16 protein-coding genes are annotated in these 14,722 nt (G+C 59.8%); 5 read left to right on the top strand and 11 right to left on the bottom strand.

Features of this window, described 5'->3' with window-relative positions:
• The first annotated feature begins 193 nt into the window (after nucleotides 1–193).
• Nucleotides 194–1,069, top strand: a complete 876-nt coding sequence (gene surE, locus ACW14G_RS02105; protein WP_163448803.1) for a 5'/3'-nucleotidase SurE — start codon at nucleotides 194–196, stop codon at nucleotides 1,067–1,069.
• Nucleotides 1,070–1,092: 23 nt separating this feature from the next.
• Here the strand turns inward: surE and ACW14G_RS02100 are convergent, their stop codons facing one another.
• Entirely contained in the window at nucleotides 1,093–2,046 is a 954-nt protein-coding gene (locus ACW14G_RS02100) for a hypothetical protein (RefSeq protein WP_167576262.1), read from the bottom strand.
• A 154-nt stretch (nucleotides 2,047–2,200) separates the two neighbouring features.
• Here ACW14G_RS02100 and ACW14G_RS02095 point away from each other — a divergent pair, with 154 nt between their 5' ends.
• Genes ACW14G_RS02095 through dsbG form a run of 4 tightly spaced genes read left to right on the top strand, consistent with a single transcriptional unit; the run spans nucleotide 2,201 to nucleotide 6,163 of the window.
• On the top strand, nucleotides 2,201–2,563 hold the full coding sequence (locus ACW14G_RS02095; protein WP_163447887.1) for a hypothetical protein: 363 nt from the start codon (nucleotides 2,201–2,203) through the stop codon (nucleotides 2,561–2,563).
• 47 nt (nucleotides 2,564–2,610) lie between these two features.
• Entirely contained in the window at nucleotides 2,611–4,635 is a 2,025-nt protein-coding gene (locus ACW14G_RS02090) for a protein-disulfide reductase DsbD family protein (protein ID WP_249022063.1), read from the top strand.
• Nucleotides 4,636–4,638: 3 nt separating this feature from the next.
• The gene (locus tag ACW14G_RS02085) at nucleotides 4,639–5,361 is read left to right on the top strand and encodes a DsbA family protein (protein ID WP_249022062.1); all 723 of its coding nucleotides are present in this window, start codon (nucleotides 4,639–4,641) and stop codon (nucleotides 5,359–5,361) included.
• 43 nt (nucleotides 5,362–5,404) lie between these two features.
• Nucleotides 5,405–6,163 carry a thiol:disulfide interchange protein DsbG gene (gene dsbG, locus ACW14G_RS02080; RefSeq protein WP_249022061.1) on the top strand — a complete coding sequence of 253 codons (759 nt, stop codon included), beginning with the start codon at nucleotides 5,405–5,407 and terminating at the stop codon, nucleotides 6,161–6,163.
• Between the two features lie 49 nt (nucleotides 6,164–6,212).
• On the opposite strand, the gene ACW14G_RS02075 is transcribed toward dsbG, so the two are convergent.
• The 10 genes from ACW14G_RS02075 to ACW14G_RS02030 form a co-directional block, all read right to left on the bottom strand.
• On the bottom strand, nucleotides 6,213–6,449 hold the full coding sequence (locus ACW14G_RS02075; protein WP_064548925.1) for a hypothetical protein: 237 nt from the start codon (nucleotides 6,447–6,449) through the stop codon (nucleotides 6,213–6,215).
• Nucleotides 6,450–6,578: 129 nt separating this feature from the next.
• Nucleotides 6,579–7,163 carry a 4'-phosphopantetheinyl transferase AcpT gene (acpT, locus tag ACW14G_RS02070; protein WP_163447891.1) on the bottom strand — a complete coding sequence of 195 codons (585 nt, stop codon included), beginning with the start codon at nucleotides 7,161–7,163 and terminating at the stop codon, nucleotides 6,579–6,581.
• Between the two features lies 1 nt (nucleotide 7,164).
• Nucleotides 7,165–8,394: a beta-ketoacyl-ACP synthase gene (locus ACW14G_RS02065; protein WP_163447892.1), complete on the bottom strand. Its 1,230-nt coding sequence runs from the start codon at nucleotides 8,392–8,394 to the stop codon at nucleotides 7,165–7,167.
• On the bottom strand, nucleotides 8,391–9,122 hold the full coding sequence (locus ACW14G_RS02060) for a 3-ketoacyl-ACP reductase FabG2 (protein WP_249022060.1): 732 nt from the start codon (nucleotides 9,120–9,122) through the stop codon (nucleotides 8,391–8,393). The genes ACW14G_RS02065 and ACW14G_RS02060 overlap by 4 nt, the downstream gene beginning before the upstream one ends.
• On the bottom strand, nucleotides 9,119–9,595 hold the full coding sequence (locus ACW14G_RS02055; protein ID WP_249022059.1) for an ApeP family dehydratase: 477 nt from the start codon (nucleotides 9,593–9,595) through the stop codon (nucleotides 9,119–9,121). Before ACW14G_RS02055 ends, ACW14G_RS02060 begins: the two co-directional genes overlap by 4 nt.
• The gene (locus ACW14G_RS02050; protein ID WP_249022058.1) at nucleotides 9,592–10,761 is read right to left on the bottom strand and encodes a beta-ketoacyl-[acyl-carrier-protein] synthase family protein; all 1,170 of its coding nucleotides are present in this window, start codon (nucleotides 10,759–10,761) and stop codon (nucleotides 9,592–9,594) included. Before ACW14G_RS02050 ends, ACW14G_RS02055 begins: the two co-directional genes overlap by 4 nt.
• Before the next feature lies 1 nt (nucleotide 10,762).
• Entirely contained in the window at nucleotides 10,763–11,371 is a 609-nt protein-coding gene (locus ACW14G_RS02045; RefSeq protein ID WP_249022057.1) for a DUF3261 domain-containing protein, read from the bottom strand.
• A gap of 38 nt (nucleotides 11,372–11,409) precedes the next feature.
• Nucleotides 11,410–13,728: an MMPL family transporter gene (locus tag ACW14G_RS02040; RefSeq protein ID WP_249022056.1), complete on the bottom strand. Its 2,319-nt coding sequence runs from the start codon at nucleotides 13,726–13,728 to the stop codon at nucleotides 11,410–11,412.
• Nucleotides 13,697–14,302, bottom strand: coding sequence for a LolA family protein (locus ACW14G_RS02035; protein WP_249022055.1), 606 nt, complete (start codon nucleotides 14,300–14,302; stop codon nucleotides 13,697–13,699). Before ACW14G_RS02035 ends, ACW14G_RS02040 begins: the two co-directional genes overlap by 32 nt.
• A complete protein-coding gene (locus ACW14G_RS02030) occupies nucleotides 14,299–14,721 on the bottom strand; it encodes an acyl-CoA thioesterase (RefSeq protein WP_167576253.1) in 423 nt (140 codons plus the stop codon). Before ACW14G_RS02030 ends, ACW14G_RS02035 begins: the two co-directional genes overlap by 4 nt.
• Between the last annotated feature and the right edge of the window lies 1 nt (nucleotide 14,722).

Raw genomic sequence — 14,722 nt, 5'->3', positions numbered from 1 at the left:
ATGATGCTGGTCACAGAAAAGGAATAGCCCCTCTGGATCTTGAGCGGCTTAGACGGTACTTTCTCAGCCATCTCAGGATTGTTACTGAAATAAGGCAAAACCTAAGACACTTGTTGCTCTGCATGGGCGGCGGGTGTCTTAGGTTTTTTTTTGCTTGTCATAAGCACCTGTTCCCCTTATCCGAGGAGTTACGATGAATCTACTGAAAGTTATTGCCCCGTTGTTCGCTATATGCGCTTTTTCTGCTCAGGCCGGAGCGGCACCGCTGAAAATATTGGTCGTCAACGATGATGGCTGTGAATCGCCGGGCAGTACATCGCTTCAGGATAAACTTAAGGCAAAAGGCTATGATGTCTGGATGGTCGCTCCGGCCACGAATCAAAGCGGTATTGGCTCGGCCATTACCTTCAAAACGGGAAAAATCTTTGATGTGAAAAAGGTCGCCGAGCAGCGCTATTGCTTCCCGGGCACGCCAGCGGACTCGGTCGATTTTGGACTCCATGGCCTGCTGAAAGAGGCCGCGCCTGATTTAGTGATTTCCGGCGTCAACGACGGCCCGAATACCGGGATGGCACAGGTGAATTCCGGAACCGTCAGCGCCGCCGCTCGCGCAGTTCGCTACGGCGTCCCGGCCATTGCCGCCAGTATTGGCTATCGGTTTACCGACGAAGAGATGAAAAATAAATGGCCAAGTACGCATAAATACTGGCCCGACTCCGTCGATTATGTCGTTGGCGTTGTGGATAAACTGAATAGTCAGCGTGTGAAAGGGCAGCCGTTATTACCTGCGGGTACCGGGTTAAGTATTAACTATCCGGCGCTGGCGTCGGCGGATATTAAAGGCGTGCGCTATGTCGATAATCAGCGTTTCCCGGTCGCCCAAATTGGCTACGATATTCTGCCCGACGGTACGGCGAAACAGACGATGAATCCGCAGTCGCTAAAACCGGTACTCGACGACAGTGATTCTGGTTGGCTGAATAAAGGCTATATCACCTACACCATTTTCGATGGTTCATGGAATGCGCCGCAGTATGAAGCCCAATATAAGGCATTGCTGAATCCCTGAAACGTGGCGGGTGGCGATGGTCATTAAAAGCTCATTGCCAGCCCTACGCCATAGCCGCTGGTGCCGTTGCCAAACATATAGCGCGCCACCAGCCGCGTTCGGGTAATAAAGACCGGGTACTTGCTGCTGTCCATTTCAATGCCCAGTCCCACCGAGCTCAGGCTATCGAAGCCGAGCTTGCCGCGCTGCTCGCCGAGGTATTCGGTGTGCGCGCCCTCCAGCACATAGCGCACCGGGCTTTTCAGCAGCGTCCAGTCGAACAATGGCGCACGGCGGCGCAGATACAGCCCCAGATTTTGCGCCGTGGCGCTTCCTTCCACGGCACGAGAGGTGCTGCCGAAGGTTTGCAGATTCATTCCCGTGTAGCGCAACTCCACATCGATATCCTGCGCAGGGGAGAGAAGCTCATAGTCGAGCATCAACGAACCGCCCAGCCCGTAGGCATTGAGTCGGCCGCCGTCGAGGAAATCGTAATCGGCGTTTTTATGCCGCTCCAGCGCCCAGGCACCCACGCGCAGATCGCTGGCCATGGTGCCGAGCATGACGTTGGCGATGGGACGCAGCACCAGATTGCCGCCCCAGCGGTCGCGGTGCAGGTTGAAATCCCAGCCGATACCGCCGGTGGTGGTCAGGCTGTTCCATTTGGTAGGAATACGTCGGCTCTGGTCGCCGTCGCTGATCACAAACTGCGGATCATAACGGCTGTAGCCCAATGCGCCTTCCAGATACAACGGAAAGGACTCCCCCATGGTGGCGCCGCCGCCGAACTGGGTAATGGAGAGCTCGGTTTTATCATCGGAACCGGAGCCAATATTGAGATCGCTGGCGGTGATATCCGGCACGATCATAAAGCTCATTAAGGTCAGCACCGCGTCGGCGCGCTGCTTGATCCGCTGGCCCTCCGCCGCTACGGCATCCGGGCTGAATGCCAGCGACGCGAGCAGGAGTAGGGTGATGCCGGGATATGCTGCAATCATGGCGCGAGCAGCCTCAACCAGAGAAGATAGATTAACTATAGAGCAGGATTTCTTGCTCAGCGCAGCGGTGGAGCAGACAAAACCTTACACTCACCCCCTTGCGGATCATTGAGTATTGTTTATGATTCGTCGGTCCTGATTGATTGGGTGAATAATGCATAATCGTCCGCTGGTAGCAAAATGGCTGTTGATGATGACCTGTCTGGCGATGGCTATCTGCCTGGTCCAACGGGCTGTCTATCTGCACCATTTTCTTGCGCAGGCCAGCAACCCGGTTCAGGTCTTCTCCAGCCCGGCGACGCCGGAAGCGGAACTTGGCCCGTCGCCGTGTCAGCTGAGCGCCAGCTCGCTACTGTGCGCCCAGCCGATGTTCTTTGACGGCGCGCTCCCCGCCGTTATCCTCTTCCTGGCCCTGATGCCGCTGTTTGTCGAAGTGCGCGCGTTTGTCTTTCGCGACGTGCCACGGCGACCGCCAACCTTACGAATACACCTCAAAAACTGCGTTTTCCGTGAATAAAACATCGCCGTCTTAGCGATTAAATTTTTCATTTACGGAGAAAACACATGTTGAATATCTTCAGGGGATTCCTCCTCCTGTTGCTCAACTGCGCGGGCATTGCCCACGCAGCGGATAGCGGGTGGTTAACTTCCCCGCAAAACGATCACGCCCGCATTCGTTTCCAGGCCGAAAGAGGTGAGGGCCGAGTGTACGGTCTGCTGACCGTTGAACTTCAGTCCGGCTGGAAAACCTACTGGCGCTCGCCGGGGGAAGGGGGCGTTGCGCCCGAGATAGTCTGGCAGAACGGCGAGAAGGCGCAGTGGTACTGGCCGGTACCGTCGCGCTTTGACATTTCCGGGCTCACCACGCAAGGCTACCACCGGCGGGTGGCGATTCCGATGATCATCACCGGGAACCTCGGGGATACGCTGGCTGGAACGCTCACGCTGTCCACCTGTAGCAACGTCTGCTTGTTAACAGACTACCCGCTGCAACTTAATCTTAATCATCCCACCGACGAAACCTTCCAGGACGACTTCGAACAGGCGATGCGGACGGTTCCGGCCAGCAGCGGCGTTTCCGCCGATCTCAGCGCACATCTGGCAGGGAAGCAACTGGTGATTAGCGGAACAACGCCAGACGAATGGCGCTCGCCGGAAATCTATTTCGATCCGCTGGACGGGGGCATTCTGCCCGGAGAGCCTCAGGTGCAAACGCGCGGCAAGGCGTTGACCGTGACCGTACCGGTCACCGACGAATGGGGTGAAGTCCCCGCGACGCTGGCGGGGAAAACGCTCTCCTTTGTGCTCACCAATCATGACCGGGCGCAGCAAACAACCCTCACGGTCGGCCCTGATAGCGCTGCATTGCACGATGACACGGCGACCGGCCTGAGCCAGATGCTGCTGTTTGCGCTGCTCGGTGGTCTGCTCCTCAATCTGATGCCCTGCGTGCTGCCGGTGCTGGGGATGAAGCTCAGCGCGGTGCTGCATGCCGGTACGGACAGGCGCAAGATCCGGCTGCGCTTTCTGGCGACCAGCGCGGGGATCCTGTTCTCCTTTGCGCTGCTGGCGGCGATGGTCTCCGCGCTGAAGCTGACGGGGGCGGCACTCGGCTGGGGCATTCAGTTCCAGAACCCGTGGTTTATCGGCCTGATGGTGGCCGTCACCTTTGTGTTTGCGCTCAATCTGTTCGGCGTTTTCAACGTGCTGCTGCCATCGACGATGACGGGCAGAATGGCGACGGCAGGGGGCAACGGTACGCTGGGCAGCTTCTTTGAAGGGGTCTTTGCCACGCTGCTGGCGACGCCTTGTTCGGCACCGTTTCTCGGTACCGCTGTCGCCTTTGCGCTGGGCGCACCGCTGACGACGCTGTGGCTTATTTTTATCGCGCTCGGTATCGGCATGGCCCTCCCGTGGCTGCTGGTGGCAATGGTGCCGAAAATCGCCTTGCTGCTGCCGCGCCCAGGACGCTGGATGAACGGGGTGAAAACGCTGCTCGCATTGATGATGCTGGCCTCCAGTCTTTGGCTGGCGACGCTGCTTGCCCAGCATATCGGCGACAGAATCAGCGGGGTTATGGTGCTGACGCTCACGCTGCTGGCGCTGTTCGCTTTTATCTTCGTAACCCAACGTCGGGGAGCGAGTTTCTTTGTGGTTCTGGTTTTGCTGGCGGCCTTAAGCGGTTACCAACTGCATGGGATCCTCCTGGCTTCGCCTGCGCCCAGGGCTGAAACGGCGATCCGCTGGCAACCCTTGAGTGAAGCGGCAATTGCACAGGCCGTCGCGGACGGGAAGCGGGTCTTTGTCGATATCTCGGCAGACTGGTGCGTGACCTGCAAAGTGAATGAAATACGGGTATTGAATCAGCCGGAGATTATCGCCGCGCTGAATGCGCCTGATGTGGTAGCCCTACGCGGTGACTGGAGCCAACCCTCAGATGCCATCGCTGCTTTCCTGCAAAAACGTAACCGCTTCGCCATCCCCTTCAATGAAGTCTACAGGCCGGGGCAAACCACCGGCGAGATCCTCCCGCCGCTGCTGGACAAAAAGATCCTGCTGAGCGCCCTGAACCCTGTTAAAGGTGAATAACCCATGAAAAACACGCTGATTTTTGGCTTACTGCTCCTTGCTTCGTTGCGCGCCTTCGCCGCGCCGCCGCTGACGCCCGCACAGGAAGCGCGCGTCCAGGAACTGGTGCAGGAGACCTTGCTTAACCATCCGGAAATCCTCGCCGCGGCGGCGGAAAAGCTCGACCAGCAGAGCGCACAGGCCGATCGCGAGCAGTTGCAGACGGTCCTTAAGCAACACCAGGACTTTCTCTTCAATGACCCGAACTCTCCGCGCTTCGGGGCGGCGCATCCCCGGTTGACGCTGGTCGTGTTTACCGATTACAACTGCCCTTACTGCAAGAAATTTGACCCGTATCTGGCAAAGATCGTGGCGAAATACCCCGACGTGGCGGTGGTGTTTAAGTTTCTGCCTTACCGCGCAGAAAGTTCGGTCACCTCGGCACGCGATGCGTTGACCGTGTGGCGTACGCATCCTGAGCAGTTCCTTCGCTTCAACGATATCCTGATGGCGAGAAAGGGCTATCACGATGATGCCAGTATTGCTGAAGCGAAAAAGAAAGCCGCAGTGGTGGTGGATAAGCCCGATGAACAAAGCCTGGAAACGCTGAAGAAAAGCCTGGCGGTCGCGCAGCAGCTTGGGATTCAGGGCACGCCCGCCACGCTGATTGGCGGCGAACTGCTGTCGGGCTGGATCCCGTATGAACAATTTGACGCAATGGTCAGCGAAGCGCTGAAAAAACAGTAAATTGACTCGCGGGGGGACTCCCCCGCGTTAAGGAGAGACGAGTATGAAACCGATCGCGCTGATGGCGTTATCCTTAATCCCGACGCTGGCCTTTGCCAGCGCGCCGCTGCCCGACATTGTAAAACGCTTTAGCGAGCAGCAGAACATCACGATAGTCAAAGAGATAGACGCTCCCGGCGGCATGAAAAGCTGGGTCGGTCAGTATCAGGATATGGGCGTGACGCTGTTTCTGACGCCGGATGGCAAGCACGTGGTGTCCGGTTATCTTTATGACGATAAAGGTAAAAACCTGAGTGAAGACTATTTCAAAAGCGAAATTTATATCCCGATGGGCCGGGAGATGTGGCAAAAGCTCAACAGCGCTCACGCGCTGAAAGAGGGGGTCGATACGGCGGAACGCAAGGTGGTGGTCTTCGCCGATCCGTTCTGTCCGTATTGCAAAACGTTCTGGTCGGCGGCCCAGCCCTGGGTGGCGGCGGGTAAAGTGCAGCTTAATACGCTGTTGGTGGCGTTCCTCAACCCACAAAGCGGGCGTAACGCCACGGCCATTCTGAACGCCGATGACCCGGTGGCGGCCTGGCGGGAGTACGAGCTCTCTGGCGGCAAAAAACTGCCGCCGTTTACGGGCACCACGCCGCGTGAAACCTTCAATTTGCTCCAGCAGCACCAGAAGCTGATGGACGATCTGGGGGCGAGCGCGACACCGGCCATTTATTATATGAATGATAAAAATGAGCTGCAGCAGGTGGTCGGCATGCCGGATGAAAAGCAACTGATTGACATGTTCGGCCCACGCCCCTAAGTCATAGCAACGTGCGCGCTGGGGCGGGGGTGACCCCTCCGGCGCCCGTTTAGCCCCAGACGTGGATAAAATTCAGTAACACGGTCACGATGACCCAGGCTAACAAAAAATAGCGCCGCTTGTCGTTGCGAGATTCCAGCGCGGAGAAATAGTTGGCGCTGTAAAAGGTGGAGACAATAATCGCCAGCGTGACGACGATATGCCATACCGATTCCCGGATGCCAACACAGGCGCTGACGGCGCTAAAACAGAGCACGATAGCAATGCCGTTAAGCGCGTTGCACATCAGCCAACCCCACAGGCTGGCGGGCCGGACAAACATTTGTTCGAGTCGTAATACCAATGAACTATTCACCCTGTAAATATAAAGTGCGCATAAAATGCAGCTTATGCGTAGGCGTGTAGTTGACCAAAATCAACGTTGTGGGCTGATGTCGACAATTATGTCCTGAATGTTGAGCGGTGTTGGCGTACAGACGGCCAGACTGAGCGCATTTTGCTGGCAATGAGCAATAAAATGCGTCGCAGGCTGCGTACTGTCGATGTCGGCCATCCGCCATACGCCGCCGCCGCGCTGCTTCACGATAGCCTCTTTCCGCGTCCAGATGCGCCAGAAGGCGGCGAGCTGGTGTTCCGGGCGTTCGGCGGCAATTTCCGCCTGTTCGCCGTCGCTATAAAACGCACTCACCAGCGATGGCCAGCGCGGGCGCGGGCGGATAACCTCGATATCGCAGCCCACTTCCCCTTCATCGCTGAGTAGCAGGGCGATGTTGTCGCCGCTGTGGCTCAGGTTGAACCACAGCGCCTGCTCCCCCCCAAACGCCGGTTTCCCTTGTTCGCCATAGATAATCTCCGGCAGCGGCGAGCAGACGTGGCAAAGTAGCGCCCGACCCGCCAGCCAGGCGGCCCGTCTTGCGCCCGGCGGTGCCGCCGCCATAATTTCTGCGGCGAGCGGAATGGCGCTTAAGGCCGGAATGTTCCCCAGATAAAGCCGGTACATTTCAGGGCCAGCGTTGAATAATCATCGAGGTGTTGATGCCGCCGAAGGCAAAGTTATTACTCTGCAGGAACTCACAATCCACCCGGCGGGCCTTCGCCATGATGTAGTCCAGCGCACCGCAGTTTTCATCCGGATGCCGCAGGTTGAGCGTGGGCGCAAACCAGCCTTCGCGCATCATCTGCAGACTCATCCAGGCCTCCAGCGCGCCACAGGCGCCGAGGGTGTGACCAAAATAACCTTTCAACGAGGAAAAGGGGACGCGGTCGCCGAACAGCGCGGCGGTTGCCTGGCTTTCGGCAAGATCGCCGCGGTCCGTTGCGGTGCCGTGGGCCGAAATATAGCCGATATCCTGCGGACTTAAGCCTGCCACTTTCAGCGACTGCGCCATACAGATTTGCATGGTTTCGCGCTGTGGCTGGGTGATATGGGCGGCATCGCAGTTGGTGGCAAAGCCGACGATCTCGCCGAAGATGGTCGCGCCGCGCGCTTTTGCGTGCTCCAGTTCTTCAAGAATGAGCGTTCCGGCACCTTCACCCACCACCAGTCCGTCGCGTTTCTCATCGAACGGCGAGGGCGTTGTTTTCGGTTGGTCATTGCGCTGGCTGGTGGCGAACAACGTATCAAAGACCGCCGCTTCAGAGGGGCACAGTTCCTCTGCGCCGCCCGCGACCATCACGGTCTGGTAACCGTGGCGGATGGCTTCCCACGCGTAGCCAATCGCCTGGCTGCCCGAGGTACAGGCGCTGGAGGTGGGGATAACCCGTCCGCGCAGGCCAAAGAACAGGCCGGTATTGACGGCGGTGGTGTGCGGCATCATCTGCACGTAGGTAGTGGCGGTAATGTTATTGGTGTGCTTCTCGGTCAGCATGGTGGCGAATTCGCTCATCGGGCCGGTGCTGCCGGTTGAGGAACCATAGGCAATCCCGGTTTCACCATTAGTCAGCACCTTATCGTCGAGCAAACCCGCCTGCTCCAGCGCCAGCTCGGTGGCCCGCGTCGACAGCAGCGACACGCGGCCCATCGCGCGGATGCGTTTACGGGTGTAATGGTCCGGCAGCCTGAAGTCTTCTATCGGCGCGCCCAGCAGCGTTTGCAGCCCGTCGAATTCCTGCCATTCCGGCATATACCGTACGGCGTTTTCGTAGGCCAGCAGCCGGGTGGAAACGTCCTGCCAGTTATCGCCAAAGGCGGTGACGCCGCCCATCCCGGTAATCACCACGCGGCGCGTCATAGCATCCCTCCATTAATGGAAATGACCTGGCGAGTCACGTAACCGGCAATATCGGACATCAGATAAGCGGCCAGCCCGGCCACTTCGTCCGCCTGTCCCATGCGTTTCATCGGTATAGCGGCCATGGCTTCTTTCAGTGCCGTCTCTTCCATCTGCAGCATGCCGGTATCGATAAGGCCCGGCGCAATGCAGTTGACGGTGATTTTGCGTTTTGCCAGCTCTATCGCCAGCGCTTTGGTGGCGCCAATAATGCCCGCTTTGGCGGCGCTGTAGTTCACCTGGCCCCGGTTGCCCATCACGCCAGAGACGGAAGAGAGCGTGATAATGCGTCCTCCCTGGCGCGCGCTAATCATCGGCATAATACAGGGCTGAATGACGTTGTAGAAACTGTCGAGATTAGTGTGGATCACCGCATCCCAGTCGTCATCGCCGAGCGCCGGGAAGGCGGCGTCGCGCGTTATGCCAGCATTGCTCACCACGCCGTACCATGCGCCATGCGCCGCAATATCCTGCTCCAGCACCGTGCGGCACTGCGCACGATTTGCGACGTCAAATTGCAGCAAACGCCCCGTGCCACCAAGGGCATGAATCGCTTCCAGCGTCTCCTGCGCACCAGCCTCGTCCTGATGATAATGAACGCCGACCACAAAACCTTCCGTCGCCAGCTTTTGGGCGATGGCGCGCCCGATCCCCTTGCTGGCACCGGTCACTAAAACTGAACGACTCATGCGCACGCTCCTTGTTGAAAGAGAGAATGAAGTTCTTCCGCCGTCGGCTGGAAGGTATTCACACGACCCGATGCCAGCGGCTCCGCGCCGACATGAATTGTGCATTCAAAGCTGCCGAAACGTTCGTCCTGCATCAGACGGCTGATGGCGACAGAAAGCGTTTTTCCGCCTGGCAACGCGCCCGCGGCGCAAACCAGCTCACGGGCGCCGAGCACCATCCCCAGCGCCATCGCCTCCAGCCCTTTCTGCTGACGATGCCAGCCGGACCACACGCCGACGGTCTGCGCCATCAGCTCCAGCGCGAACCAGCCGGGGAGATTTCCTTGCGGATCGAGATACGGCCCCAGTACGCCGTTGGAAGTCACGGCGACGCGGCACATGGCGGTTTCCTCGGTCACGCTCACCACCTCTTCCAGCAGCAGCATCGGGGCGTCGTGCGGCAGATAGTCGCCGGGTGATAAATAGCGGCTCATGAAACCCTCCCGAGCAGGATGCTGGCGTTGTTGCCGCCAAACGCGAACGAATTTGACAGGATAATCGGGCGCTTCAGCGTCTGCGGCTGCGTAATAATCCCGCAGGGTGCCAGTGCCGGGTCGCGCGGCGACAGGCTAAAGTCCTGGGCAGGAAGCGGTAGATTTCGTTGTAATATTAACATGCTGAGCGCCGCCTCGGTGATGCCTGCCGCGCCCAACGTGTGGCCGGTCAGGTGCTTGGTGGAACTACAGGGCACCGCTTCGCCAAACAGCGCGTTCACCACGCGAGATTCGATCCGATCGTTCAGCGGCGTTGCGGTGCCGTGCAGATTAATGTAGCCGATATCGGCAGCGGCCATCTCCGCGTCGTTGAGCGCTTGCTGAATCGCGCGAATCGCGCCTTCTCCCTGGGGATGCGGCGCGGAAATATGGTAAGCATCGCTCGACTCGCCGACGCCCAGCAGCGCGATAGGCTGCGGCTCACGCGTCAGCAGCATCAACGCCGCGCCTTCACCGATGGTGATGCCGCAACGATCCTGAGCAAACGGCTGGCACCGCGTGGTGGAGAGCGACTCCAGACTGTGGAAACCATTAATCGGCATCCGGCTCAGGGTGTCCGAGCCGCCGACGATCGCCACGTCCGCCAGTCCGGCCTCAATCAGGCGACGACCGCTGATGATCGCGCGGGCGCTGGAGGAGCAGGCGGTTGAAAGGGTAAAGGCCGGGCCGTCGAGCGCCAACCAGTGGCTGAGAAAGCGCGACGGGTCGCCCAGCTCCTGTTGCGGATAGCGCCACGCGGTGCTGGCTTCGCCGTTCAGGGTCAGGTTGACGTGTGCGTCGCCCTCATCCAGTCCGGAGGTACTGGTCCCGAGCACCACGGCAACCCGCTCGTGGCCATACTGCGTGATGGCGGCATCCACCTGCGGCTGAATCTGCGCCAGCGCGGCCAGCAGCAGCTGGTTGTTGCGCGAGCGGTGGTCGCGAAAGGTATCAGCAATGACGGGCAGCTCGCCGTCGACGCCGCCCAGCACTGCCTCGGGATGTCCCTGAAGCCAGCCGGTTCTTGGGCGCATGCCGGGGGCCACGCCGCGCGTCAGGTTCGCGGCGATCTCATCGAGCGTGTTGCCCAGCGCATTGATCATGCCAACTGCCGAAATATAGATCATCTCAGTCACCCAGATATTGAATGGTGATGTGGTATTTAAAAACGTGCTGCGCAATGCTGATTGGCTCACGTTTGCCGTGGCGGTTGAGGTAGGTGATTTCGGTCACCAGCTTACCACGGGCGTTGCGCAGCTCGCGCTTATCGCCGCTGTCGGTCAACGTCCAGCCGGCGGGCAACTGCGGCTGCCAGGCGCTGATGGGCCAGTGGCTGAGCATCACGTCGGCCAGTACCTGGCTGGCGGGCGGCAGCTGTGGCGCAACGATCGACTGTTCGGTGTGCAGCCCGTGTTCGTCGTAGGTGGCGAGAAACAGACGAATACCGACCGACGACAGCCCCGCGAGGGTGAGTTTTTTATCATCGGCGTTCAGCATGACCAGCAGCGACTGGGTCTGACCGTTGAAGCTGCCGGTCAGCAGCTGCTGAGAACGGAGCGCCGGAGAGATGCCCGGCACCGGTAGGGTCACGCGGGTTCCCGGCTCCAGCCACGCCTGCGGGCGAGCGGATGGCGCCGGTGGCGTGTGGCTGCAAGCGGTCAGCAGCAGAGTGCCTATCAGAAAAAGGGCGCGGATTGCCGGATGGCGACACGCGTCGCGGTACGCTGTAGGCCGCATAAGGCAACGCCGCCATCCGGCAAAAAAGGTCGCTGTCATCATCGTTTTTGCTTCTCTCTTTTCGTCGGCATCGCCAGCGGCGATAGCAGAAAGGCGGTGAAAATGCCGCTCACCAGTACGATACCGAAACTGCTGATGGCCTGCGTGGCGCTAAAGACCAGCATGCCAAGCGTCAGCAGTGTCGTCAGCATCGCCAGCGTAATCGCCAGCAGCGACGTCAGCGGCGTGCCGCGCGGGTTGCTGAAAAATAGGGTGTAGTTAATACCGATCCCCAACACCAGCACCAGCGCCAGCAGCGAGAACAGGTTCAGCGGATGTCCACTGAACGCCAGCACCGCCAGCCCACAGCCTAATGACAGCAATGAGGGGACAAGACTGATGACCCCTTTCCGCCAGCCGAGGCGGGCGATTGCGCCGCAGGCAATCACCGCCAGCGCTACGCCCAGCAGGCCGGTCAGAATATGGCGATAGAGCTCGAACAGCGCATCGAAAGTGTGTTTACGATCCACCCACGCTACGCCGGGCTGTTTTTTACTCAGCGCATCCAGCGCCGCGCTTTCTTTGACCCCTTCAGCGGGTATCAGCACGCCGCTTTCACCGTTGGGCAGCGTCAGCCACAGCAGACGCCAGCCTTCACTGGCCGGGCTGCTCAGCCAGCTATCGACCGTCACCGTCATGGGCTTAAGGTCCGGATTCACCATGGAGATCCCGGCACGGCCTAGCGCCTGAGCGATGGCGGGCGCGGCGGTTTGCAACGCCTTGAGATCCTGCTGCTGCCGGGCGAGGGAATTCAGCGGAATCGTGCGATAGCCGCTGATCCAGCCGCGCTTTTTCGCCTGCTCCAGCGCGGGAATAAACCCTTCCAGCCGCTCCAGCGTTTGCTGTGCAGAGCTGCCGTAAACCACAAACCATTTTTGATCGACGCGCTGCCCGGTTAGCGCGGTAATCGCCTTTTCCTGCGCCAGAATGTGCTGCGGTAGCGCCTGAAGCTGCGAGATATCGTCATCGACGCGCAACGCGGCGAGGCCCGCCAGAGAGAAAAGCGCCAGCGCCACCGGCAGGCCGACGGACAGTTTTCGGTTGCGTCGCCATGCGGCCAACCAGCGCAGCATCAGCCCCCGCGCCGGAACCGGGCGCACCGGCAGACCACGACACAGCCACGGATGCCAGAAAATCACCGTCAGACAGGAGGCGGAGAGGCCGACGGCGGCAAATACCGACATCTGCCGAATAGCGGGGAAGGGGGCGAGCATCATGATCAGATACGCCGCCACGGTGGTCAGCAGCGCCAGCAGCAGCGCGGTACGCACTTTGGCGAGGCTTTGCCACGGCGAGGCCTGCGCGCCATGCACCATGCGCTCGGTCAGATAGTAGAGCGTGTAGTCGGCGGAAATACCGATAATGCTCATGCTCATCACCAGCGTCATGAGGTGCAGCTCGCCGAACGCCAACAGCGTGACGACGGTGCCCGCCAGCGCGCCGATGGCGATGGAGGTCAGACACAGCAGCAGCGGGCGCAGCGAGCGGAAAGTGAGAAGGATCAACAGCACTACGCCGAGTATCGTTGCTGTGCCGAGCGTTGAGATATCCTGCTTCGCCTGCTGGCTGGCGTAATCGCTGTAAAACACCGTCCCGCGCGACAGCAGCTGTGCCTGCGGATGGCGGGCCTTCAGCTCGCTTTCCAGCGTGCCGAGCGTGGTTACCAGCCGGTGCGTTTGCTGCATGTCGAACGACGAGCCGGACAGCTCGCCGTGCAGCAGATACCAGTAGCGTCCGTCGCCATCCTGCGTCACCAGCCAGCCGTCCATCAGTCTTAGCCGCTGGCCATTTTTCGCCATCGCCAGCTGCGCGCCGCGCATCAGCATCAGCGGGTCGTTTTGCAGCTCTTTGCCGCTCACGCCGGAGAAGGCCGAATAGAGCTGGGAGAGGATCCACTGCGCCTGCGCTGCGCCGCCGTTTTGCAACCGCGCGCGGGTCTCCGGGTCAATCAAGCCGTTACGGTGCTGCCAGAAAAAATCGCCCCAGGCTTGCTGGCTGTCGGCATCCATCGGGCCTTTGACTTCCGCCAGCGCCTGCGATTTTTCCAATAGCGCCAGCCAGTCGCGGGCGACCTGCGGGTCGGCCTGTTTGCCGGGGCTGACCAGCCAGACCAGCTGACGGTCGAGGCGCTGCATAAACCCGTCGTTAAGGCTCGGCGGAATCGCGCCCATTGCCTGTTTCGGCAGCATGGCCAGCACGCTGCTGTTCAGCCGCGCTTTCGGCAGCAGCGTCAGCAGCGCCGCCAGCATCAGCAGACAGCAGAAAGCCCACAGCAGCGCCGGGCGTTTACTGGGCGGCAAAGCGTTGGCGTTCGTCATCGGTCAGTTGGGCGGGCGTCAGCTGGTGTTGAGAGAGGACAATATCGGTGCGATCGCCCTGTTTATCGTTGAGCACAATGCGCTCCAGATAGTCTTTACCGGCCAAATCAATGGTGGCGAAGATTTTATCCAGCGGCGTCGTGGTTGGCGTCAGGCTTAGCGTCCAGCGGCCTGCGCCCTGGTCTTTAAAATCGACGCGGAAGTTTTGCTCAAGCACGGCGCGATCGGCCTGGAACAGCGCGCGCAGCAGGTGGTTAAACTGGAACATCTGCGGGTTGTTTTCCGCGGTGATGGTCTGCGGCGGCTGGCCGTTAATGGCCTGCACCATTCGCTTATCATCGAGCAGGAGCTGCATCGGGAACGGGCTGGTTTGATCCCACAGCAGCCCCCGATCGCGGGCAATCAGCATCGTCCCCTGAGAACGCAGCGGCTGCGGCAGATCCTTGATGGTCCGGGTCTGGTCGAAGTGTGCGCGAATCACCGGCTGTTCGGTAAAGCGTTGTTGCAGCGCGTCGAGCGTCAGTGCGCTGACAAACGGGCTTATCAATAGCGCCAGCAGCGGCAGCCATCTCATGGCGTGACCCCCATACGTTCAAACAGAATATCCGGGCTGACGAAGCACATCTCGCCGCTGGCGTCGTCCACCGCCACCTGGATGGTGTAGCCGCTGGTGGCGCGCTGGCCGCTTTCGGCATCGAAAATGTCGTAGTTGATGCGCAGGCGGTTCTCAAACTCGTTGATGCGCGCGCGGACGCGAATGCGCTGCTCGAAGGTCAGCGGGTGACGGTACTTCACGCGGGTATCGACCACCGGCCACAGGTAGCCGGAGGCTTTCATCTGCCGATAGCCGTAGTTGAACTGGTTTAGCAGCGCTTCGCGGGCGATTTCGAAATAGCGGAAGTAGTTGCCGTGCCAGACGACGCCCATCATGTCGACGTCGTGAAAAGGAATGGTCAGCTCAACTTCAGCCGTAAAACGGGGATCGTTTAGCACC

The organism is Kluyvera sp. (assembly GCF_965301105.1).
This window is presented reverse-complemented; position numbering and strand designations above follow the sequence as displayed.